28 protein-coding genes are annotated in these 21960 nt (G+C 63.1%); 12 read left to right on the plus strand and 16 right to left on the minus strand.

The window, feature by feature from the left end; genetic code table 11:
- Window positions 1-43 precede the first annotated feature (43 nt).
- Both C0V72_RS06535 and C0V72_RS16725 read right to left on the minus strand, forming a co-directional pair.
- Window positions 44-673, minus strand: a complete 630-nt coding sequence (locus C0V72_RS06535) for a hypothetical protein (protein WP_172438932.1) — start codon at window positions 671-673, stop codon at window positions 44-46.
- Between the two features lie 195 nt (window positions 674-868).
- Complete coding sequence (locus tag C0V72_RS16725) at window positions 869-1003, minus strand: hypothetical protein (protein ID WP_267886197.1); 135 nt, start codon at window positions 1001-1003, stop codon at window positions 869-871.
- A 224-nt stretch (window positions 1004-1227) separates the two neighbouring features.
- Here C0V72_RS16725 and C0V72_RS06540 point away from each other — a divergent pair, with 224 nt between their 5' ends.
- Both C0V72_RS06540 and C0V72_RS06545 read left to right on the plus strand, forming a co-directional pair.
- Complete coding sequence (locus tag C0V72_RS06540; RefSeq protein WP_172438933.1) at window positions 1228-2406, plus strand: AAA family ATPase; 1179 nt, start codon at window positions 1228-1230, stop codon at window positions 2404-2406.
- Window positions 2399-3004 carry a DUF4276 family protein gene (locus C0V72_RS06545; RefSeq protein WP_172438934.1) on the plus strand — a complete coding sequence of 202 codons (606 nt, stop codon included), beginning with the start codon at window positions 2399-2401 and terminating at the stop codon, window positions 3002-3004. Before C0V72_RS06540 ends, C0V72_RS06545 begins: the two co-directional genes overlap by 8 nt.
- Before the next feature lie 26 nt (window positions 3005-3030).
- On the opposite strand, the gene C0V72_RS06550 is transcribed toward C0V72_RS06545, so the two are convergent.
- Window positions 3031-3483: a YaiI/YqxD family protein gene (locus C0V72_RS06550; protein ID WP_101792433.1), complete on the minus strand. Its 453-nt coding sequence runs from the start codon at window positions 3481-3483 to the stop codon at window positions 3031-3033.
- 299 nt (window positions 3484-3782) lie between these two features.
- Between C0V72_RS06550 and C0V72_RS06555 the strand changes: the two genes are divergently transcribed.
- The 4 genes from C0V72_RS06555 to C0V72_RS06570 all read left to right on the plus strand — a co-directional run bounded on the left by C0V72_RS06555 (window position 3783) and on the right by C0V72_RS06570 (window position 5625).
- Complete coding sequence (locus C0V72_RS06555) at window positions 3783-4310, plus strand: hypothetical protein (RefSeq protein ID WP_101792436.1); 528 nt, start codon at window positions 3783-3785, stop codon at window positions 4308-4310.
- A 358-nt stretch (window positions 4311-4668) separates the two neighbouring features.
- On the plus strand, window positions 4669-4881 hold the full coding sequence (locus C0V72_RS06560; protein ID WP_101792440.1) for a cold-shock protein: 213 nt from the start codon (window positions 4669-4671) through the stop codon (window positions 4879-4881).
- A gap of 87 nt (window positions 4882-4968) precedes the next feature.
- Complete coding sequence (locus tag C0V72_RS06565; protein WP_101792443.1) at window positions 4969-5181, plus strand: hypothetical protein; 213 nt, start codon at window positions 4969-4971, stop codon at window positions 5179-5181.
- 90 nt (window positions 5182-5271) lie between these two features.
- On the plus strand, window positions 5272-5625 hold the full coding sequence (locus C0V72_RS06570) for an HPF/RaiA family ribosome-associated protein (RefSeq protein ID WP_233999823.1): 354 nt from the start codon (window positions 5272-5274) through the stop codon (window positions 5623-5625).
- 21 nt (window positions 5626-5646) lie between these two features.
- Here the strand turns inward: C0V72_RS06570 and C0V72_RS06575 are convergent, their stop codons facing one another.
- Both C0V72_RS06575 and C0V72_RS06580 read right to left on the minus strand, forming a co-directional pair.
- Window positions 5647-6870, minus strand: a complete 1224-nt coding sequence (locus C0V72_RS06575) for a hypothetical protein (protein WP_101792446.1) — start codon at window positions 6868-6870, stop codon at window positions 5647-5649.
- A 74-nt stretch (window positions 6871-6944) separates the two neighbouring features.
- Window positions 6945-8180 (minus strand): FAD-binding domain-containing protein, encoded by a 1236-nt coding sequence (locus C0V72_RS06580; protein ID WP_101792449.1) that lies wholly within the window; start codon window positions 8178-8180, stop codon window positions 6945-6947.
- 199 nt (window positions 8181-8379) lie between these two features.
- Here C0V72_RS06580 and C0V72_RS06585 point away from each other — a divergent pair, with 199 nt between their 5' ends.
- The 3 genes from C0V72_RS06585 (at window position 8380) to C0V72_RS06595 (ending at window position 9963) form a co-directional block, all read left to right on the plus strand.
- Window positions 8380-8961: a fasciclin domain-containing protein gene (locus C0V72_RS06585; protein ID WP_101792452.1), complete on the plus strand. Its 582-nt coding sequence runs from the start codon at window positions 8380-8382 to the stop codon at window positions 8959-8961.
- 126 nt (window positions 8962-9087) lie between these two features.
- Window positions 9088-9528 (plus strand): COG3650 family protein, encoded by a 441-nt coding sequence (locus tag C0V72_RS06590; RefSeq protein ID WP_101792454.1) that lies wholly within the window; start codon window positions 9088-9090, stop codon window positions 9526-9528.
- Window positions 9529-9555: 27 nt separating this feature from the next.
- Window positions 9556-9963: a GFA family protein gene (locus C0V72_RS06595; protein WP_101792456.1), complete on the plus strand. Its 408-nt coding sequence runs from the start codon at window positions 9556-9558 to the stop codon at window positions 9961-9963.
- A gap of 16 nt (window positions 9964-9979) precedes the next feature.
- On the opposite strand, the gene C0V72_RS06600 is transcribed toward C0V72_RS06595, so the two are convergent.
- Window positions 9980-11461, minus strand: a complete 1482-nt coding sequence (locus tag C0V72_RS06600; RefSeq protein ID WP_101792459.1) for a S41 family peptidase — start codon at window positions 11459-11461, stop codon at window positions 9980-9982.
- Window positions 11462-11702: 241 nt separating this feature from the next.
- Between C0V72_RS06600 and C0V72_RS06605 the strand changes: the two genes are divergently transcribed.
- Window positions 11703-12293: a YbhB/YbcL family Raf kinase inhibitor-like protein gene (locus tag C0V72_RS06605; protein WP_101792462.1), complete on the plus strand. Its 591-nt coding sequence runs from the start codon at window positions 11703-11705 to the stop codon at window positions 12291-12293.
- A gap of 27 nt (window positions 12294-12320) precedes the next feature.
- Window positions 12321-12572, plus strand: a complete 252-nt coding sequence (locus C0V72_RS06610; protein WP_101792465.1) for an SWIB/MDM2 domain-containing protein — start codon at window positions 12321-12323, stop codon at window positions 12570-12572.
- A gap of 46 nt (window positions 12573-12618) precedes the next feature.
- On the opposite strand, the gene C0V72_RS06615 is transcribed toward C0V72_RS06610, so the two are convergent.
- From C0V72_RS06615 to C0V72_RS06625, 3 genes are read right to left on the minus strand one after another with little or no spacing between them, the layout of a single operon-like run.
- Window positions 12619-12864: a DUF3253 domain-containing protein gene (locus tag C0V72_RS06615; protein WP_101792468.1), complete on the minus strand. Its 246-nt coding sequence runs from the start codon at window positions 12862-12864 to the stop codon at window positions 12619-12621.
- The gene (locus tag C0V72_RS06620; protein WP_101792602.1) at window positions 12861-13259 is read right to left on the minus strand and encodes a DoxX family protein; all 399 of its coding nucleotides are present in this window, start codon (window positions 13257-13259) and stop codon (window positions 12861-12863) included. Before C0V72_RS06620 ends, C0V72_RS06615 begins: the two co-directional genes overlap by 4 nt.
- Window positions 13256-13711 (minus strand): cupin domain-containing protein, encoded by a 456-nt coding sequence (locus C0V72_RS06625; protein WP_101792604.1) that lies wholly within the window; start codon window positions 13709-13711, stop codon window positions 13256-13258. The genes C0V72_RS06620 and C0V72_RS06625 overlap by 4 nt, the downstream gene beginning before the upstream one ends.
- Before the next feature lie 52 nt (window positions 13712-13763).
- Between C0V72_RS06625 and C0V72_RS06630 the strand changes: the two genes are divergently transcribed.
- Window positions 13764-15059, plus strand: coding sequence for a dipeptidase (locus tag C0V72_RS06630; RefSeq protein WP_101792471.1), 1296 nt, complete (start codon window positions 13764-13766; stop codon window positions 15057-15059).
- Here the strand turns inward: C0V72_RS06630 and C0V72_RS16370 are convergent, their stop codons facing one another.
- The 7 genes from C0V72_RS16370 to C0V72_RS06660 all read right to left on the minus strand — a co-directional run bounded on the left by C0V72_RS16370 (window position 15060) and on the right by C0V72_RS06660 (window position 21907).
- The gene (locus tag C0V72_RS16370; RefSeq protein WP_172438935.1) at window positions 15060-15221 is read right to left on the minus strand and encodes a hypothetical protein; all 162 of its coding nucleotides are present in this window, start codon (window positions 15219-15221) and stop codon (window positions 15060-15062) included. It abuts the gene before it with no gap.
- Between the two features lie 81 nt (window positions 15222-15302).
- Complete coding sequence (locus C0V72_RS06635) at window positions 15303-15560, minus strand: hypothetical protein (RefSeq protein ID WP_199797773.1); 258 nt, start codon at window positions 15558-15560, stop codon at window positions 15303-15305.
- Between the two features lie 111 nt (window positions 15561-15671).
- A complete protein-coding gene (gene dapD, locus C0V72_RS06640) occupies window positions 15672-16508 on the minus strand; it encodes a 2,3,4,5-tetrahydropyridine-2,6-dicarboxylate N-succinyltransferase (RefSeq protein WP_101792474.1) in 837 nt (278 codons plus the stop codon).
- Window positions 16509-16783: 275 nt separating this feature from the next.
- Window positions 16784-17866 carry a phosphotransferase family protein gene (locus tag C0V72_RS06645; protein ID WP_101792476.1) on the minus strand — a complete coding sequence of 361 codons (1083 nt, stop codon included), beginning with the start codon at window positions 17864-17866 and terminating at the stop codon, window positions 16784-16786.
- Window positions 17866-18957 (minus strand): Zn-dependent alcohol dehydrogenase, encoded by a 1092-nt coding sequence (locus C0V72_RS06650; RefSeq protein ID WP_101792479.1) that lies wholly within the window; start codon window positions 18955-18957, stop codon window positions 17866-17868. Before C0V72_RS06650 ends, C0V72_RS06645 begins: the two co-directional genes overlap by 1 nt.
- A gap of 95 nt (window positions 18958-19052) precedes the next feature.
- A complete protein-coding gene (locus tag C0V72_RS06655; protein WP_101792482.1) occupies window positions 19053-20390 on the minus strand; it encodes an acyl-CoA dehydrogenase family protein in 1338 nt (445 codons plus the stop codon).
- Window positions 20391-20473: 83 nt separating this feature from the next.
- Window positions 20474-21907 (minus strand): MFS transporter, encoded by a 1434-nt coding sequence (locus tag C0V72_RS06660; protein WP_101792485.1) that lies wholly within the window; start codon window positions 21905-21907, stop codon window positions 20474-20476.
- Window positions 21908-21960: the final 53 nt, after the last annotated feature.

The following is a 21960-nucleotide window of genomic DNA, read 5'->3' on the forward strand; positions in this document are numbered from 1 at the left end:
GCCGGATCGGCGCGCCGTCCCGCCTCCTGTCAGCGGTCGCGGATCACCAGCCCCACGGTGCAGGCGGCGGGGTGACGGGCCGGGTGAGATCGAACTCCACCCGGAACAGGCGGCCCGCGCGGCTCAGCTGGTAGGTGTAGGTCGCCGGGGTGATCTCGACGCGCCACACATTGGTGACCGACGCCGTCCGCCCGCCCGCGCGGAACAGCGCGATGCTTTCCTGATCCACCGGGAAGTCCTGCGCGCCCGCCGTGCCGCCATCCGCCGTGTCCCCGCCATACAGCGTTACCGCATCATGCGTTCCGTCGGCGTGGCGGTGATCGTGCTTCAGCCGGAGGCCTGCCGCGGTGCGGGTGATGAGCCAGGTGCGCGAGCGGTCCCACGTGCCGTCCTGCCCCCGCACATGGAACGGGATCGCCATGCGGCCTGCCGAGCATTCGCGAAAATGCACCACCATCGCCGCGCCCGCCATGTCGGCATCGGCCGCATCGGAGGAGACGAGGCGGCCCGCATAGGCCTTGCCGCAATGGCTGGCCAGCGCGGCCATGAAGTCGCCTTGGGGATCGCTCCGGCCTGTCGCGGGGGAAACGCAGGCCGCCAGCGCCAGCAGCGGAGCGAGCAGGGCGGCAGGGCGAAGCGCGGCGGCGCAAAAGGCGGGGGTGACATGCATCATGCCGCCCGTCCTGAAGGCTGGCGTCGCAAATGGCAAATCCGCGCGTTTCTTCCCCCCTTCCCACGGGGAGGGGCCGGGGGTGGGGGCTCGGCGGCGAGAGGGCAAGACGTCATTTCGAGCGCCGCAAACCCATCCCCAACCCGTTGACGCTGCGCGCCAGCTTCGCTTCCCCTGAAGGGAAGGGGCAATCCCCCGTCAGCTGTTCTTCATGTTCTCCAGCCCCTTGATCCCACCGGGCTTGGTGCTGGGCTGGCTGGCGTTGAGCTTCGGCCCCTTGTCCGCTTTAGGCTTACGCGCTTCGCGGCTCTTCTTCTGTTGGCCCTTGGCCATAGGTTTTCCGATCAGGGGCGAGATGCCCGAGCGCGGGCGTGGGCCTGATGGGGGGTGGTGTCAATGTGGGGGAGGGTCATCTCACGTATGCGGTAACCAGATCCTCGATACCGGCAAAGGCGACTACGCCGATACGAGCGCAAGGCGGAATTCTAGCCTGATAGTGGACATTGCAGCGATCTGCGCTATCGTTACCACAAGAGAGTCAAGAGGTTGAGCTTGTTGTGATCGAAGAGCTATCTATTTCACATTACAAGTCGATTTTCGAAGGTTCCGTTCGCCTGAAGCGCGCTAACGTGTTGGTCGGCAAAAATGGCAGCGGAAAATCTAATATCGTTGATGCACTTGCGTTTCTATCTGACATCGCAAACGAAGATCTTGATTATGCGATGACACGCCGACATGGCGCCGACAGCATTCGCCAATACTCTAAATATAAACCTTATCATGTTACAATTGAAGTAAAAATAAGAGATGATAATGGTTTTGGGCAATACAGAATAACATTTTCATCTTCAAGAAATTCCTACCGAATTATTGACGAGATGATCGAGTGGAACGGTAAGGCGCCGTGGTTTAAGGAAGAAATCCATACCTTGATTAAAAGAAATAGGTTGGGAAATTTAGAATACACGACGACTGCAGAAAAAATTGAAATCAGTGAATCTGATGAGGAAAGACTTTTTAAATTAGATGGAGTAACGTCTTTACTATATCGGGTCTCTCGTGCTTATCATGACTTATTTTTCTTTGTAATTCCGGTCCAAGCAGAGTTGCAATCGCTTTCCTCCTATAGTATATTTCCCAATACAATTAGGGCTCCTCAGGCTGTTTCTCGATCTGTCGATCTTGAGCACGATGGCAGTAATATTGCGGCGATAATCAAGCAATTAACTCCTCAGCGGAGGAAGAGATTAGTAAAAGATTTGCGTGTGGTGCTTCCGAGCCTCGTAAACATCACAACAAAATCGGCTGCCGGTTACTACGTGCCATCATTCTTGGTTAGGGACAAAGTCAGCGGAGAGACGCATGAGTTGAATATGTCGCAAATATCGGATGGGACATTGAGGATTTTAGGGATACTGGTTGCACTGAATCAGAATAACGCGCCGTCGAAAATTATATTGGAAGAGCCCGAACAGATGATACATCCAGCGCTTCTTCAATTAATTAAAGATGCTATCGATAATTACCTCAACGATCGTGAAAACGGTCAAGTGTTCGTGACAACTCATAGCTCATTATTGATGGATTTATTTAAAGTGAGTGAGGTCATTGCTGTGCAGAATGACGGGCATTCCACCCAATTTGGTGAAGTGTCATTGAGGCAAAAGACTGTCGTTGCAGAAGGATTAATGACTTTAGGGGACGTTCTTTTAGCCGAAGGATTGGATGTTGCCTGATCTAGTTCTGATCGTTGAAGGGCATGGCGATGTCGTGGCGATGCCACACGTTGTCGCAAAAATAGGGGCGTCATGCGGGCTGCCGCTGTACACAAGTCGGCCAATACGTTCGCGCGGCTGGGGTTCAATCAAGAAAGCGGGTGGCTTAGAGGGTTTTGTCCAGCTTGCCGCCTCTCGTCATGGATGTGAGCGAGTGCTGATAGTCGTTGATCTCGACGATGGCTGTCCCGTGACAGAGCGTGGTTTACTTGCCGGCCGAATTGATAAACTTCATGAGCGATACGGGGTGTCGATCGAAATTTGCTTCTGTATTCGTGAATTTGAAGCATGGCTTCTGGCGTCTTTGGAAGAATTGCCGGAGTCGGATTTAAAGCCAGGACTAGATTTACCGATTGAACGGCACGATCTTATACGAGATGCAAAGGGATCATTGCGCAAGTTTCTTGAGGACGGCTACAGTGAAACAGCAGACCAAGGCGAGTTGGCTAAGAGAATTGACCCTTCCAAACTCTACCAGCGAGACAGATCCTTTCGCCGGTTTGTAAAGGCCACAACTGGAATCGAGTATCCTGATCTTGATCTGATGCTGGCGCTATAACTTCCCCCGATTTCTTTCACCCCCCATCACCCCATCCCCACCAGCACCCGGTCCAGCGCCTGCAAAAACCGCGACCGATCCGCCTTCCCGAACGGTGCAGGGCCACCCCCAACCCCGTCCATCCCGGCGCGCAAATCAGCCATGATCGCGCGGGTCGCAATCGCGCCGCCAATACTGGCCGCCGTAAACTCCTCGCCGTTATGTTTCAGCACCCGCGCGCCGGCTTTCAGGCAGCGGTCGGCCAGCAGGATGTCGGCGGTCACCACCACCGACCGCGCATCCGCCGCCTCCGCAATCCAGTCGTCCGCCGCGTCGAAGCCATCGCTCACCACCACACGCTTCACTCGCGGGCTGTCGGGAATGCGGAACGGGGCGTTGCTGACCACGCGGACTTCGGCGCGGAACCGCTCGGCGACGCGGTAGATTTCGTCCTTTACCGGGCAGGCGTCGGCGTCGATCAGGATGGTGATGGATGTCATCGCGCTGCTCTAGCCGAGCGGTATGCGTGCGGTAAGGGGTGCGAGCCCTCTTTCCTACTTGGCTGTTCTGGCGTCATCCTGCCCGGATGCCAAACGCCCGCCCCCCGCGCAGTTCGCGTCCATCACCCCGGTTGAAAGCCGTCCCGTCCTCCCCCGCTGCGTCCGCTACTGCGCCCGCCACTGCGCCTGCTACTGGGCCCGCTACTGGTCCCGGCGCAGGTGAACCGCCGCCGCGCCATGATGGCTGGACTCGGGCCAAGCAGGCCGCGTTCCTGCGCGCGCTTTCGGCCAGCCACTCGGTGTCCGAAGCGGCGCGATCGGTCGGGATGAGCCGGCAATCGGCTTACCGCCTGCGATCACGGCTGAAAGGCCTGCCGTTTGATCTGGCGTGGGAGGTGGCCTTCCACCATTCCTATGATGTGCTGGCCCATGCTGCGCTCGAAAGGGCGCTGAACGGGGTCGAGGTGCCGGTGTTCTTTCAGGGTGAGCAGGTGGGCGCCTATCGCCGCTATGACGAACGGCTGACGGTGGCCTTGCTCGGGCGGTTTACGGCCGGGGGCAATCCGCTGTTCGGGCGGCTGGCGCCGGTGGCCGAACGCCATGCGCGCGATTTCGAAACGCTGCTGGACAAGCTGGAACAGGGCGAACTGGTCGATACCGGCGCGCTGCTGCCGCACGAGCCGGGCGAGATCGAGACGCTGCATCGCGCCTTTTCCAGCATCCCCGGACAGGGCCGCAAACGGGCCGCGTTCCCCTGTCCGTCCGGCCTCGGCGATGACGAATTAATGGCGGCATTACAAGAGAATGGCTGGAAAGCGCCAGAGTGACAGGGTGTAACCTTCGTCACCCGTTTTTGCGTTCCGCCGGCTCATGCGGGCAGGCGTCCTCGGTGCGTTTGGCGCTTCGCGCGGGCACCTGCGGGCGCGCGGCCGCGCATGCGGTGCTGCGCGCCGGAACAGTCGTTTCATCCCACGATTAGGAGATACCCCCGTTGTGTGCTACAGCATTCCCGCTGACGTCGAAATTTGCGACGGACTTCGAAATTTGTGCTCCGCCGCTTGCCACAGGTTTACCCTCGGGCCCCGGCGTATACCAGAAGACGACTTCCTTTCATCGGACGATACGACGCACTAACCGCGCGGCCTGTTGCCGGGCGCAATACATTGTTCTTGAAGGGAACAGACTATGACTACCAAGACCGGAACCGTTAAGTTCTTCAACACCGACAAGGGCTACGGCTTCATTCAGCCTGACGATGGTTCGTCGGACAGCTTCGTCCACATCACGGCCGTGCAGGCCGCTGGCATGCACAGCCTCGAAAAGGACCAGCGTCTGAGCTTCGAGCTTGAGCGCGGGCGCAACGGCAAGGAAAGCGCCGTCAACCTTTCGGCTGCCTAAGCCACTGCATACCGGGGCAGGGCGCAGCCGCGTCCTGCCCCGCCACGACAGACTCCCGCCTACCCCCTCCTGCGGCAGGACATCCCGATGGCTCAGACCTACGAATTCTACTCCGAACGCGCCGATGAGGCCGCAGTGCTCGCTGAAAAAGCCACGCTGGACAATGTGCGCGACCGTGAGCTGCGCTCCGAGAAAACGTGGCGCGGCCTTGCCGAACAGGCCCGCAAGACCACCGAAGAACGGGTGAAGGCCGATCTGGCGCGCACGGAAAAGCGTGCCGCAGAAAGCCTGCTCTCCTGAACGGTTCGGCGTATTGTGCTGGCAAGCGCGATACGCCCGCTCCATATTCTTCTTGGGCAACAGGATACTGAAGCCAAAGGAGAATCAGCTATGACCACCATGCAATTCCAGTTCAACACCGATAGTTCGGTGATGGGCACGCGGGATGTTGCGCAGCGCATCGAGGCGCAGGTGCGCAAGCGGCTGGAGCGATTTTCCGACCGTCTGACCCGGATCGAAGTCCATGTCTCGGACGTCAATGGCCGCAAGCATGGCGCGGATGACAAGCATTGCACCATCGAAGCCCGCCCGCGCGGCAGTCGTCCGATCGGGGTCACTGGTAAGGCTGCAGATGTCGACGCTGCGGCGCGGATCGCGGCCAACACGATGGCCGAACGGCTCGGGCGCATCTTGGGCAAGGCCGAGCGCCACCACCGCGATCCGTCCCCCGACAAGCAAGACTGACGCGGCCTAAGAGACGAGGGTTTACAGGCCCTTGCGCCCGAAGACGCGCGTCCGCAGACCTCTGCCGCTAAGCCCCGGCATGGCCGGCTGGCTTGGGGTGGGGGATGCGACCCGTGTGGGCGGCGTGGTGGGCGCGGGCGGCGGCTGATGAGCATCCGCCCCGCTCGCCGCGCGCACCTCGAACTGCCCTCCGATCCCTTCGGCAAGGCGGCGTTTGTGCGCCCATTCATTGGCAAGGGCGGCCTTTTCGTCCTGACCGGCTGGCATGATGGCGGCGGGGAACGCGCGATCATCGAACACATTCGCGTCAGGCACGTGGTCGGGTGCGACAAACCTTTGCGCGACATGCTTCAAGGGGATCAGTTCATAAAGCGCCATGTCGGCCGGCTCGGCCACGGCATAGCCGATATCGGCGCCGGCGGCATGGTGGATGACGCGGTACGACAGGCTGCGATCCTCCGGTCCGAAGGTGTCGCCATCCGGGATCACGTAACCATTGGGCATTGTCGCCACCCGGATAAAGGCGAGCATCGTTTCGAAGTTGACAGCCCACGGCAAGACGTTGGGCTGGACGATAACCTCGCGCCCCAGCCAGTGCCGGGCGCCGAAGCTGCGGATGCCGATCAGCGCGTCTTCACCGGGCGCCGGCCGCGGCCCGAACAGGAAGGGATGGATATGGAGCGGCCCCGGCATGGTGTCACCGGCAGCCAGCGTGTCGAAGATCTCGCCCTTCATCAACTGGTCGGACTGCACCCAGTGGACGGCCTGCGGCATAGCATGGTCCGTCGCAATCCGGCTCATCAACGACAGGACGCCGAGCCGCCGCTCGAATTGGGCTTGGCTTGCGCCTGATGGCGGGCGCCCGATGGCTTCGAACATGGCGGCAATCTTGGGATCATCCTCGACCCCGGCCATGACGCCGTGCGACACTTCGAGCAGGATGTGGCTGCGGCTGTCGGTGATCCGGTCACGGATATCGGGCGTCAGGATACCCGTATAAGGCGATGACAAGGCCCCGCGAAAGACCTGGGCTACCGCAGGCATATCGCAGTATTCGAAGGTCAGCATCAATTCTTCGGTCGGGCAGAACAGGCGGGTGAAGCGGCCCGGGTTCTCTTCACTCACGGCAAAGGCAGCGCCGCTGCGCATGGCCTCGATCCGGATGAAATCGCGCACAATCGCATCAAGGGTATGAAGCGGGCGATCAAACAGCAGCGCGGCCTGAAGGCGATTGGGGTAGAGCATGGCGCACAAAGCCTCAGGCGTGGGGAACGTCTGCTCAGCGATAATGCCAGATGGTTAAGCCCCGATTGATGCCGTCAGCCCGCGGTGCCAATCCCGCATTCGCGCAGCACGTCATCGATCGCCTTGGCCACGCCGAAGAACCCGGCCTTGGCATAAGGCCAGGTCGCGCGGTCGACGTCGCTGAGGATCGTGGTCACTTTCCCGCTTGCTACAAGCGGGGCGAGGTCAGGCCACAGCGAATCGCGAGTCCAGCCAGTGGGAAGGTAGGGCAGAGCAATGCGCTTGGCCCCGGTTTGGGCAAGCACATCTGCCAACCGGTCGCCCGCGTGCCATTCGGCTGCGGGGCAGCCAAAGGTCGCCGCAGCCTCTGCCATTCCGCTCGTGACAGCACCGGCCGCGAACGCACGCGCCTTCGCGCCGATATCACCGGGTGATCGCGCATCGGGCCGGGCGGCACCGATGATGAAGGCGGGCGCCGCGGGAAGGGCCAGCGGGGCATGGTGCGCCGCTTCATCGTGCAGCAGCAAGACAAACGGTTCGGTAAGGTCAGCCGGGCTGATGGGGCGAGGAAGATCAAGCCTCTGCCGTCCATAATCCTGCGGTTCGGACAAAGGCTCGGCATCCTGCACCAAGCCCTTGGCCGCCAACGCGCCGCCGGGCCGCCGGGCGGTGTAGCGGGCGATGTTATCAGCCCGGGCAAGGTAATGCTTGCCCTTGGTGTGCAGCCCGGCAACCCAGCGCCACGACAGCGTGTTCGATGCGGCATCGGCGTCCATCAGGTGCCGCAGGAAGAAGTCTGCGCCCAGCCGCCAGTCCAGCTTGAGGGTAAAAATCCAGATGCTGGCAAACCACATCCGGGCGTGATTGTGGAGATAGCCGGTTTCCACCAGTTCCTGTGCCCACACATCGAAGGCTTCGATCCCGGTGCGACCGTCGGTGGCCTCGGCATAGGCTTTTTGCAGCCCGGCATTGCGCGCCATCGCCGCCAGCGCCCCGTCGCGGCCTGTGCAATAATCCGCCCAGACCGCCGGACGCTGTTCGAGATAGCCTTTGAAGTAGATCCGCCAGAACACCTCGGCGATGAACTTTTCCGCCGCGCGGGGGCTGTGCTGGGCCAGCACCGCTTGCAGCACTTCGGGGGCACCGATCAGGCCTGCATGCAGCCAGGGCGATAACTCGCTGACATTGCTTCGGCCGCCCCCGGCAGGACCGTCATCAGCATTGCGGGTTTCGGCATAGCGGCGGCCCGCGGCGGGAAGGAACTGGGCGAGGCGGGCAAGAGCGGCCGCGCGAGTGGGAGTGTGGGTCATGCAAGACGGCAACCCGGTGACCCGGTCATGGTTCCGGACGAACTGAGGTCAACACGCCGCTTGGATGGAACATCTGTTCGCCCCGGGCCTTCGTAGTGTTACCAGGCCGCGCTGCATTGGCCATACCCCTGCCTGCCACGGATCAATCGCTGAACCGGGGCGCCGCGCGGCCCTCTGCCCCCTTATTGAGGATTACCCTATGAAGATCATGCATCTCACGCTCGCTTCGGTTGCTGCGCTCGCTTTGGTCGCCTGTGCCAGCGAAACCCCCGCTGAAGAGACGACAACCGACACGACCGCTGACACCACCGCCGTTGCTGACGATGCCACGGCTGCGGGCACGATTGTCGAAGTGGCGCAGGGCAATGACACATTCTCGACGCTGGTGACGGCCGTGACCGCAGCCGAGCTTGGCGAAACGCTGTCAGGCACCGGACCGTTCACGGTGTTCGCGCCGACCAATGATGCCTTTGCCAAGCTGCCTGCCGGCACCGTGGAAAAGCTGACCACCGATGACAAGGACACGCTGAAGGCGATCCTGACCTACCATGTGGTGGAAGGCGCTGTTGATGCCGCCACGCTGACAACGGCCATTACGCAGGCCGGCGATGCTGGTTACACCATCAAGACCGTGGCCGGCGGCACGCTGAACGCCAAGATCGTTGATGGCGGCGTTGTGCTGACCGATGCAGCGGGCAATATCGCCAAGGTCACGGCGACCGATGTCGCCGCGTCCAATGGCCTGATCCACGTGATCGATACGGTGCTGATGCCCAAGTAAGCCAGGCGCATCATCGCAAGCCACATCAGGGGCGGGCGCCGCGCAAGCGGGGTCCGCCCTTGGCACGTCCGGCCTTTGCCATCGTGCCGGGTGCGGGTTACCAAGGGGGGCTAAAGGAGGCCTGTCATGTTCATTCACTCGTACCGCGTCGCTGCAAGCCTGCTGCTGGCCGCCGCGCTTCCCGCTGCATGCAGCCCGGCAGCTGACGGGATCGACCCCGCCGGCAAGACCTTCGATGCCGTTGCGCCGGACGAGGTGGTCACTCTGACCGGCACAGAACCATTCTGGAACCTCGTGGTCGACGGGCAGAACGGTGTCTGGACCACGCCCGATAATCAACCGGGCACGCAGATTGCCGTCACGCGCTTTGCCGGGAACAACGGCCTCAGCTTTACCGGCATGCTTGATGGCAAGTCGCTGACGGCGACACTGACGCCGGGTGAATGCAGCGACGGCATGAGCGACCGGCGCTTCCCCTTCGTTGCCACTATCGCTTTGGGCGGGGAGACATTGGCGGGGTGCGGCTATACCACCAGTCAAGCGCCGGCCGGCGACGACGCGCCGTAGTGATGCGCAAACGGGGGGAGAGATGCCATGACCATCACCGGAGGCTGCCTGTGCGGCGCGGTGCTTTACACGTGCGACGCTGAACCGCTGCTATGCGTCACCTGCCATTGCAAGAACTGTCAGCGGCAGGCGGGTAGCGCGCTATCGGTGATTGTCGGTGTGCCGGATGCCGCGGTGACCTTCCAAGGCGAGCTGACAACCTATAATGACGCCGGCGATAGCGGCGCGACCGTGCGGCGGCAGTTTTGTGGCACTTGCGGATCGCCGGTATTCACCCGCGTCGACAGCCCGCCCGGCATGATGTTCATCAAGGCCGGGACGCTGGATGATACGAGCATTCTGAAGCCGGCCTTTCACTGCTATGCCAAAAGCAAGCAGGACTGGGTCGATCTCGGCGACATTCCGGCCTTCGAGACTGTGCCTCAGGGGCTATGACACGCGCCAGGCCGGGTTAGAACAGGCCCGGCAATTCACGCTGGACGGTATTGGGCCGGTCCGGCTGGAGCAGTTCGTGATCCGTGAAGCTGGCGGCCTGCCGCGCGCTTTGCCGCTGCACCGGCGCGCTTGCCGTGCTGGCGGCAACAGCGCCGCTGATCGGCGTGCAGCTGCGACCCCCCAGAAAATCGAGCGCGGCGGCAATCGATGCTTCGCGCGGATCCCCCAGCGGGCGCGTGAGATCGTCGGCCGCGCGGCAGGTATTGGGCACCACGCTGGCGAGCCCGGAGAAATATTCGCCCTGACCACTGGCGTTGACTGTCTGGAACGCCACGGCGCGCACTCTGAGGTCGCAGGCCGCCAGATCAAACCCGAACTGCCCGACAGGCTTGCCAAACGAATTGCGGCCCACCAGTGCCAGACCATTGCCGAGGTAGGGGATCAGCGAATTGGTGACCAGCTCGCTTGCCGATGCGCTGGCCTCGGTGGTGATAACCGCGACCTTGGTGGGGGCAATCGCATTGGGTTCGGTGCGAAACAATCGGGTGGAGTTTTCCGCCGCCTTGGACGGGCGCAGCACATCGCGGCTCCACACCTGCCCGACCCGGCCCGCGCCCATCAGATCGCCCATTGTATCAGCGACACTGACCAGCCCGCCGCCATTGTAGCGGAAATCGAGGATCAGTTCGGTCACGCCTTGTGCGGCAAACTGGCCATAGGCGGCGCGCAGCTGGGCGGCGGCATCGGCGATGATGAAAGTGCGCAGGTTGATGTAACCGACCCGCTTGGCGCCATCGTTCAGGATCAGCGCGCCATAACGGTCCGACAGGGGATCAAGCGCAAAGTCGGTCTTGGTGATGGCCCGCTCAATCACGGCGCCGCCAGGCTGCGTGAACCGCAGCACCCGCGCCGTGCCTGCGGTGGACGGGCCCAGTGCGTCGGCCACCGCCTGCGCTCCGCCGGTGGTGAATAAGTTGCTGACGCTCTGCAAGGTGTTGGCCGTTGTCCCGATCGCCGTGATCTCGGCCCCGCGGTCGAGCCCGGCCGCAAAACCGCTCGCACCTTCATAGGCTTCGGCCACAAACACCCGCCGTGCCGCGGTGTCATAGGACAAGCGAATGCCGAACCCGGCCGAGGAGCCGGAATTGATCAGCGCGTTTTCTTCAGCGATCGAGGTCGCAAAGGTGAAGAACCGGTCACGGTTCTGCGCGCGGGCCGGCGCAACGCGGGCATCAAGATAATCATCGAGATTGTTGAACGATGCCGGGCTGGCGGCTGCGAGCAGATTGGGGAACAGATACCACTCGTTCAACACCTGATCGGCGAAATCCTGCTGGGCCCGCAGACCGCAGGCCGCGGCGGGCGGCGGCGTGGTTGGCGGCGTGGGGGTTACCACACCGCCGCCACTGGTCGGCGGCGACGATGAAGACCCGCCTCCGCCGCACGCAGCCAGCTGTGCTGCCAAAACCAGACTAAGCGCAGTGCGGGCGACCTTCATGCGGCGGACATCTCCGGAAGAAACCGTCGGGCCACGCGGCGTGGCCGGATGCAGGAGGAATGCAATGGCACCGGGTCAAGAGCAAGGCGCGCGGGTGATTATCCCTGTGAATCCAGCCCAAAGCGTGACCTTTTTGTCTGCATTTGCTGGGTTTTCCGCAGAAACTGCCCAAAACCGCGGTGACAAGTCTCGTATCGCGCAGCCGAAGAGACTAGCACGAGGGCGATGAAACGACAGAATCATGCCTGATTTTCCTGATTGGCTTGCACCCCGTGTGCCTGCGGCCGCACGCCATCCCGGCCTCGCGATTGCGAAGCTGGGGTCGGCGCAGACCTTTGCGCGCGGCGGATTTGCTCTGACCAGCCCGGCCTTTGCCGCTGGCGAACCGCTCGACCCCAGCTTCACCGCGACCGAAGAAGACGCGGTGGCCCCGCCGCTCGAATGGAGCGCGCCGCCGCCCGGCTCTGCCGAACTGGTGCTGGTGGTCGAAGAGGCGTCCACCACCAATGCCGAACCGGCTTGCCACTGGCTTGTCTGGGGGCTGAAAGGCCAGCGCGGCAAGCTGCTCGAAGGCGAAACCCCGCCGCGCGCCGGCAAGAATGCGGTCGGCAATTCCGAATGGCTGCTGCCCGACCCGCCCGAGGGCGAAACGCGCCATTACCTGTTTCAACTGTTCGCGACCGACCTGCCGCTGGTGCTGATGCCTGGCGCGGGACGAGCGGAACTGCTTGCATCGCTGCAAGGGACGATTACGGCCTGTGCAGTGCTCCATGCCACCTTCACCGGCGGCGGAGACGATGATGCAGGCTGGGAAGATGATGATCTCGATTAACCTGCCACTTACATAAGGGAGTAGACGATGGCTGGCACGACGAATGCATTGCAAAAGCCGGTAACGCTTTCGGGCGATCTTGAAGCGGTGATCGGCAAAGGCCCGATGACGCGCGCTCAGGTGACCTCGAAGGTGTGGGAATACATCAAGGCGAACGACCTGCAGGACAAGACGGACAAGCGTCAGATCAATCCCGATGCCAAGCTGGGCGCGGTGATCGGCAAGGACCAGATCTCGATGTTCAAGATGACGGCTGCGGTTTCCAAGCACCTCAGCTAAGAGTGGCTGCGGTGTCCGTGCGGCACCGCATGGCTTTGGCCAGACATCAGCGGCGCGCGATCCGATAGGGTCCGCGCCGCTTTTGCATGGCGATGCCTTTCCACGAGAGAACGATGGCGCCGCGTGTGGATAGCGCGTCGGTGGCCGCATGGATGGTGTCCATCTGTTCGCGCCAATTGCCCTCGGGCCCCGCCACGGACTCGGCAAGGCGGCGGGCGGCCTCGCTCGGACAGATTGTTGCCCCGGCTGCCCGCTCGTCCAGCAGGCTGAGGATCGCTTCTTCCCCGGTCACGCGCGGCGGCGGGGTAGGGGCAAGCAATCGCCCACCCATAGAGCGAGCCAGATAATCACCGGCTGTGCAAACATGCGCGGCACGTGATAGCCCAGCCCAAGCCCACCATCGCCGCGCGCCATGTCCAGCGCGAAATGGTTGATATTGGCGGGCCACACGCACAGCGCATACAGCGCCAGCCCCCATCCTGCCGCCTGCCGCAGTTTCAAGGAGAACGGCTGCACCAGCCCAAGGCTTCCGAAGATCTCGGCCACGCCTGTCAGCAGCACCACAGCGTCAGGCGCTGGAACCCATGCTGGAGTGATGGTCAGAAAGGGGGCGGGGTTGATCAGGTGGATCACGCCCGCCGCAAAGTAGAACGCGGCCAACACCCAGCGCAGGACAGGCCGGATCATGCGGGCTGTCCGCATCCCGGTTCCCACCCCGGCGGTGCGAGCGTGAATCCGGCAAAATCGAACCCCGGCACCACCACGCAAGATACCAGGCTGTAGCCATGACGCGGTTCGCCAAATCCTCTGGCCGCCTGCCATTCGCCCGGAGCGACAAGGCCCTGTAGCTGCTGGCCCGCGCCCACGTCGCTGCCAAGAATCACGGACCGCGCCGGCTCTGAATGGTCGGCGGCCAGTCGCAATTCCAGCGGATCGCCCGCTTGCCACAGCCATAGCTCCGCTGCGTCGACTGTGTGCCAGTGCGAGGCCTCGCCTGCGCGCAGCAGGAAGATGATTGCGGTGCCGCTGGCGCGCCCGTCGGGGCCTGCGCCGCCTCGCCAGGTTTCGGCATACCACCCGCCTTCAGGATGGGCGGTCAGGCCCAATTGTTCGATCAGTGCGGCCGCGCTATCACCCATGCCAGTGTCCTTGCCCATGTATCCGGGCGCTCTAGCTTCGGGAGCCACCTCCATGCAACGTTTCGCGCCCTCTCGTCTTGCTCTTGCTGCCGGTCTGGTGCTGGCCAGCCCGCTGGCTGCGCAAGATGCGCCTGCCGATGCGGCCACCGCAGTCGCGAATGCGGCCTTGGAAGCAGCGCCGATTTTCGATGGGCATAATGACGTGCCCAATCAGCTGCGCGCGCGCGTCGCCAACCAGATCAACGCCTTTGACTTCGAGGACACCAGCCACACCGGCGCAGCGCATCCGCAAGGTGCGGTGATGCAGACCGATCTGGCGCGGTTGAAGCAAGGCAAGGTGGGCGCGCAGTTCTGGTCGGTCTATGTCCCCTCGAACCCTGATGAGGACGAAGCCGTGCGCGAGGTGATCGAGCAGATCGATGTGACCCGCCGTCTGATCGCGCGCTACCCTGAAGGCCTGCGGTTCGCCGAAACCGCCGATCAGGTCGAACGCGCGATGGCCGAGGGCAAGATCGCGTCATTGCTGGGGATGGAAGGCGGCCATTCGATCGGGTCAAGCCTTGGGGTGCTGCGCCAGCTGCATGCGCTGGGCGCGCGCTACATGACTCTTACCCACAACAGCAATACGCCCTGGGCCGATGCGGCCACCGACACGCCGGTGCACGGCGGCCTCACCGAATTCGGCAAGGATGTGGTGCGCGAGATGAACCGGCTCGGGATGCTGGTGGACCTCAGCCATGTGAGCGAGGATACCATGCTTGATGCGCTGGATGTGGCCAAGGCGCCGGTGATCTTCAGCCATTCCGGCGCGCGCGCGGTCAATGGGCATCCGCGCAATGTGCCCGACAGTGTCTTGAAGCGGCTTCCTGAAAACGGGGGGATCGTGATGGTGGTCGCCCTGCCGGGCTTCCTCAATGAAGAGCGCCGGCAGTGGTTTGCGCGTCGTTCGGCAGAAGAAGCGCGGTTGAAGGCGCTGTGGCAGGGACAACCCTCCAAGGTCACCGAAGCGATGGCGGCGTGGGACAAGGCTTCGCCTGAACCGGCCACCACCATCAAGCACATGGCCGACCATATCGACCATATCCGGGCGGTTGCCGGGGTCGAATCGATTGGAATTGGCGGCGATTTTGACGGGATGCCGTCCGGCCCGGTCGGTTTCGAGGACGTGCGCGGCTATCCGCTGCTGTTTGCCGAATTGGCGCAGCGCGGCTATTCGCAAGCCGAACTGGAGATGATCGCCAGCCGCAATGCCTTGCGCGTGATGCGGGCAGCCGAGGCTTATGCGGCAAGCATGGCGGGCGAAGCGCCGATTGAGACGCTGATCAGCCCGCCCGCCAAACCGAAATGATCAATGGCTCGCGTTGTAGAGCGCTGGAATGATCCAGACGAGGCTCATCGCGATCACTGCAAAGCCCAGGCTGAAGCCCAGCACATAGCGCAGCCCGGTGTTGGTAACGGCCCCGCGTGCGGCTTCGTCGTTGATGCGAATGGCGTCGTTTTGATCGGACATCACGGCTCTCCCCATGGTTTGACGTAACGGAAACATCTTCCGCTACGTCAATCAAGTCAAGCGGCCGTGATTGGTTCCCGATCAGTCCGGGCTGGGGACTGCTGCTGCACTGTCAGCAGGCGGCGCATCGCGCGCTTCGGCCTCAGCCTCGACCCTGCCGGTGGCGGTCCCCTGGCTTTCGACGTTGTCCTGCGTCAGCGCGCCTGTCACCCAAATCAGCGTCATGGCAAGGATGGCCAGAGTGAGGCTGATGAGCAAGACCCAGCGCACCACGCCTTCCCTGCTGCCCGCCTTGGCATCGGCTTGGTCGATCCGGGTTTGCGGTTCGGGGGTCGGCATTGAAGTCTCCTGCTTGGTTCACGCAGAGGATAAGCCGAAGCGCAGCAGGAATGTTCCGCCGCGTCACCGATCCATCAGCGCCCGACGCCGCAGGCAGAAGCGGGGCTTGCCCTAGTCGCGCAGCAGTTCGTTGATGCCGGTTTTGGAGCGTGTCTGCGCATCGACTGTCTTGACGATCACCGCGCAATACAGGCTGGGGCCGGGCGAACCATCGGGCAGCGGCTTGCCGGGCATCGAGCCGGGGACGACCACCGCATAGGGCGGCACTTCGCCGATATGGATTTCGCCGGTTGCCCGGTCGACGATCTTGGTCGACGCGCCGAGATAGACGCCCATCGACAGCACGGCGCCTGTCCCCACGCGCACGCCCTCGGCCACTTCAGCGCGGGCACCGATGAAGGCGTTGTCACCGATGATGACGGGTTCGGCCTGAAGCGGCTCAAGCACGCCGCCGATCCCGGCCCCGCCCGAGATGTGGACATTCGCGCCAATCTGCGCGCAGGAGCCGACGGTGGCCCAAGTGTCGATCATGGTGTTTTCGCCAACATAAGCGCCGATGTTGACGAAGCTTGGCATCAGCACGACGCCCTTGGAGATATGCGCACCGCGCCGCACCACTGCGCCGGGCACGACGCGGAAGCCGGCCTCGCGGAAGCGGTTATCGCCCCAGCCTGCGAACTTCATCGGCACCTTGTCATAGGCGGGCGCGCTGGCTGCGCCGCCATCCATCACGCGGTTGTCGTTGAGGCGGAAGCTGAGCAGCACGGCTTTCTTGAGCCACTGGTTGACTGTCCACCCGCCGTTGCCATCGGGCTCGGCCACCCGCGCCGCACCGCTATCCAGCAGGGCGAGCGCTTTCTCCACAGCATCGCCCACCGGATGGCCTGCGGTGACCGAAGCGCGGTCGTCCCAGGCAGCTTCGATGGCGGTGATAAGGGCTTCGGTCATGCGCGGTCTCCAGAAAGACTCCGATCCCCGTTCATCCTGAGCTTGCCGAAGGACTGTCTTTCCTTCGGGGCCAGCGCACAAAAAAGAGAAGCTCCGGCCCTTCGACGGGCGCAGGATGAACGGGAACGGGTCAGAATTCGGCCTCGCCGTAGCCGCGCTGCGCGCTGGCGGCAAGCGCGCGCTGCACACGGATGAGGCACGCATACGTAAGTCACGCAGACCTGCCCAGTTTTTCAGCACGCACGGCCACAAGCGCGGCTGCGCATGCGAAAAATCTAGGAATCCATCCCCGCTGCCCGTGCGAATTCGTAAGCCCGCTCTGCCAGTGGACGCACCCGCTCGCTCATCGCCTGCGCGTGGGCAGAGGAGGCCGTCCCGTCGATCACGCGCTTCTTGATGCCCTGCATGATCCCGGCGAGGCGGAACAGGTTATAGGCAAAGTACCAGTCCATCGGCGGCACGGGATAGCCGGTGCGCGCCACATATCGTTCTACCGCTTCGTCCTGAGACGGGATGCCGAGCGCTTCGAGGTCCAGCCCCACCAGCCCAGCGCGGCCATCGGCAGGGTTGTGCCAGTTGAGCATCAGATAACTGAAGTCCGCGATCGGATCACCCAGTGTCGACAACTCCCAGTCGAGCACCGCGATAATGCGGGCTTCCGTCTTGTGGAAGATCACGTTGTCGAGCCGGTAATCGCCATGCACGACGGATGATCCGTGCTGCGGCGGGATGGTCTGGGGCAGCCAGGCAATCAGCGCTTCCATTTCCGGCATCAGCTCGGTTTCGGACAGCTTGTATTGCTTGGTCCAGCGGGCGATCTGGCGGGCGCAGTAATCGGTGGGCTTGCCATAGTCGCCCATGCCGATTGTGTCCGGCTGGTTGAGATGCAGGTCGGCCATGGTGTCGATCAGCGCATGGTAGAGCGCGCGGCGTTCGGCAGGCTCCATGCCGGGCAGCGCGCCATTCCACAGCGAACGGCCATCGGCCATGCTCATCACGAAGAACTTCGATCCGATCACTTCCGGGTCTTCGCAGAGGCCATAGGTGCGCGGCACCGGGAAGCCGGTCGGGAACAGCCCGGTCATCGCGGCATATTCGCGGTCGACGGCATGGGCGCTGGGGAGCAGCTTGCCAAAGGGCTGGCGGCGCAGCACATAAGACGCGCCCGGCGTGTCGATCCGGTAGGTCGGGTTCGACTGGCCACCCTTGAACTTGGTGTAGCTGATCGGGCCGGCAAAGCCTTCGACATTGGCTTCGAACCATGCGGTCAGCGCGGCAAGGTCGAGCGCGTCCTTCTCGGTCACCGCGACGGTGCCGACCATTTCCTTGTCGAAATCGATTTCGTTCGTTTCTGGCATCAGTCAAACACCACAACGGTGCGCGCCGAATGCCCGGCGCGCATCGTGTTGAAGCCTTCGTTCACCTCATCGAGCGAAATCCGCTCGGCGATGATCGTGTCGAGATCAAGCAGCCCGCGCAGGTAGAAATCGACGAGGCGCGGCAGATCGACCGGGAAGTGGTTCATTCCCATGATCGCGCCCATCAGTTTCTTGCCGCCGAGCAAGTCCATCGCGCCGAGGCCGACCTTGCAATCAAGCGGCATCATGCCAAGGATCACCGCCGTCCCGCCGCGTCGCAGCGAAGCCACGGCGAGATCGGCCGAGGCTTGCCGCCCCACCGCCTCGATCCCCCAATCGACCCCGCCACCGCTAATGGCGATGATCTGCTTGGCAGCATCATCTGCCAGCGCATCGACGGTGTGGGTTGCGCCGAGCACTGTGGCCAGTTCGCGCTTTTCGGCAAGCGGATCGGCAGCGATGATCTTGCCCGCGCCCGCGATTTTGGCCGCGTTGATCGCGGCAAGGCCCACACCGCCGCAGCCGACCACCAGCACGGTTTCGCCTGGCGTCACCTTGCAGGCGTTGAAGATCGTCCCCGCGCCGGTCGTCACCGCGCAGCCGAGAAGGGCGGCGCGGTCGAACGGCATGGCCTTGTCGATCGCGACGCAGGCATGTTCGTGGATCAGCATCTGTTCGGACAGGGCCGAAAGGTTGAGCATCTGGGCGACCGGCGCGCTGCCATCAGCAAAGGCGATGCGCGGGGCTTCGCCCTTCTGGCGGCGGGTGTCCCCGCCAAGGCACAGCGCCATGCGGCCCGTGATGCAGAATTCGCAATGCCCGCAAAAAGCCGAGAGGCAACTGACGACGTGGTCGCCCGGCTTCACCGTGCGCACTTCGCTGCCGACTGCACGCACGATCCCTGCCGCCTCATGCCCCGGAATAGCCGGAAGCGCGTGAGGGTAATGCCCGTCGATGAAGTGCAGATCGGAATGGCACAGCCCACACGCCTTGGTGTCGATCAACACCTCATGCGGGCCGGGTGCGGCATAGGTGACTTCGGCGATGCGAAGGCCCTGGCCGGGTGCTTCAAGAATGGCGGCTTTTGCCATGGTCTATGCTTTCCGTTCGGTTCGAGCGCAGTCGAGAACCGTTCGTGCCAAGGTGTCTCGACTTCGCTCGACACGAACGGTGTTGGGATGGTCGCTTACCGCGCAACGCCCATGTCGCCCGAGCTGAAGCTCTGGCCATCATTGGCAGCACGTCCGTGATCGCCGCGCAGCGCGTTGGCCGTGGGGCCGGGACGCGGGGCGTGCTTGGCGAACTCGATATGCGCAATCGAGCGCGCGTGGACCTCGTCCGGCCCGTCAGCCAGACGCAGGGTGCGCTGGTTGGCATAGGAGCGCGCAAGGCCGAAATCGTCCGACACACCGCCGCCGCCGTGCGCCTGGATCGCATCGTCAATGATCCGCAGCGCCATGTTCGGGGCCTGCACCTTGATCATGGCGATTTCCTGCTTGGCCGCCTTGTTGCCGACCTTGTCCATCATGTCCGCCGCCTTGAGGCAGAGCAGACGGGTCATGTCGATGTCGATGCGGGCGCGCGCCACGCGCTCTTCCCAGACCGAGTGCTTGTAGACTGGCTTGCCGAAGGCTTCACGCTCCTGCAGGCGTCGGCACATTTTCTCCAGCGCTTCTTCCGCGGCACCGATGGTGCGCATGCAGTGGTGGATGCGGCCCGGCCCGAGGCGGCCTTGCGCGATCTCGAACCCGCGCCCTTCGCCGAGCAGGATATTCTCCGCCGGAACGCGGACGTTGACCATCTCGACTTCCATGTGGCCGTGCGGCGCATCGTCGTAGCCGAACACTGGCAGGTGGCGCAGGATGTTCACGCCGGGCGTGTCGATGGGCATCAGGATCTGCGACTGCTGGGAATGGCGCTGCGCATCCGGGTTGGTCTTGCCCATCAGGATCGCGATCTTGCACCGCGGATCGCCGAGGCCCGAAGACCACCACTTGCGCCCGTTGATAATGTAATGATCGCCGTCCCGCTCGATCCGGGTTTCGATATTGGTCGCATCGGACGAGGCCGTGTTCGGCTCGGTCATCAGGAAGGCCGAGCGGATCTCGCCGTTCATCAGCGGACGCAGCCAGGCTTCCTTCTGCTCGCGGGTGCCGTAGCGGTGGAACACTTCCATGTTGCCGGTGTCGGGCGCGGAGCAGTTGAACACTTCGCTCGCCCAGCCGATGCGGCCCATTTCTTCGGCGCACATGGCATATTCGAGGTTGGTGAGGCCCGGCCCTTCGAATTCGAACGTGTCATCGACATGGTGATGGCTGTCATTGCGCGGGGGCATGAACAGGTTCCAGATGCCGGCGGCCTTGGCCTTGGCCTTGGTTTCCTCGACAATGGGGAGCACCTTCCAGCGCTCGCCCTCGTGTTCCTGCTGGTCATAGACCGCCATGTTCGGGCGGACATGCGCCTCGATGAAATCGCGCACGCGGTTGCGCCAGTAAAGCTGGCGTTCGGTGGGTTCGAAATCCATGGGGGTGTTCCTCTCTCGTCCTGTTTGAAAACCGAATCTGGCAGAGACCGTGGCAGAGCCTCGGTCGCCCGCCAAGCTCTCATTTATGGTGCGCGCGGTACTCCGGCTGGGCTGTGATTGGCAGCCTTTCGCGCAGCAAGGCGGGTCTCGTGATCGGCGCGGCTGATCGGGAAGCGGGCCAGCCAATAAGCTGCCAGCAGCGTCAGCACCGCCGAAACCGCAAGATAGGCCAGCGCCAGATTGGCCGCCACGCTGGGTGCGACCGCGCTTTGTGCTGTGCCCGGCTCAAGACCGATGATCTTGACGATCAGACTGGTCAGCAAGATGCCGCCGCCGGTCGCCGATTTTTGGATCAGCCAGTTGCCCGCATAGAACGTCCCCTCGGCGCGCTTGCCGGTGCGTTCTTCAAAGGCTTCGACAATTTCTGCCACCATCGATGTTGCCGAGATGATCGAAACAATCCCCGCCGTGTTGGCCACCACCATCAGAGCCATGAACAGGCCGGTCGACAGCGCCGATCCGGCCTGCGGCCACAGCCCGGCAAGCAGCAGGACATAGGGCGCGCCGGCAATTACCAGCGCCGCCACAGCGCCGCCCGCGCCGCTCGCCGGCTTGCCGAAATGGCGGTGGAGCGGGCCGACCACGACAAACATCGCTACCACCGACAGGCCCAGAACAGCCGGATACAGCTTGAACGCCAGCTCGCTGAACTGCCAGACATAGCGCAGCATGTAGAGCGTGATCGACAGCGTCACCCCCTGACTGACATAGGCCGCAAGCGCGCCGTATGCGAAGATCACGAAAGCGCGTTCACGGAACGCATCGAAGATGTCGGCAAACGCCAGCCGCAGCGAGAACGGCGGCGGCGCGCTGTCGGGCAGACGCGCAACATAAGAATGCTGTCCCAGCGCCGATCCGATCACCGACACCAGGATGACGACCGCGCCCACCATGCCGAACACCGCATAGCCACCCGGTTCCAGCTGGGATTCGGGTGTCGGCAGAAACACGGTGAAGGCGAGGATCGACATCGCCAGCCCGCCGATCCAGCCTGACAGAAACCGGTAGCGGAACAATGTGGTGCGTTCGACATAATCGCCGGTGATTTCCGGCACCATGCTGATCGAGGGCACTTCGCAGGCGGACAGCAGCAGCCGCACGCCCACGGCCAGCGCCACGATCTCCCAGAAGGTTGGTACCCCGGTGAAGGGCGGTGACCACAGCAGCGCCCATGCCAGCGCCAGCGGAACTGCGGCGATATACAGCCACGGCAAGCGGCGGCCCCAGCGGGTGTAGGTGCGGTCGCACAAGTGCCCGATCAGCGGATCGACCAGCGCGTCGATCACCAGTGCCGTCGCCAGCGCCGCGCCGACAATGCCGGCATCCACGCCCAGCACCAGATTGTAGAACGGCAGCAGGAAGAACGTGAAGCCGCCGTCCTTCACCCCGAACGCCACTGCGCCGAAGCCGTGCATCAGTTTGAGCCTGCCCGGAAGCGGCCCGGCGATCATGCTCATCCGCGTCTGACCCTGAAGTCAGCCCAATCGCCGAATCCGGCCAAGACACCTCT

The organism is Porphyrobacter sp. TH134 (assembly GCF_002855495.1).
Lineage (GTDB): Bacteria > Pseudomonadota > Alphaproteobacteria > Sphingomonadales > Sphingomonadaceae > Erythrobacter.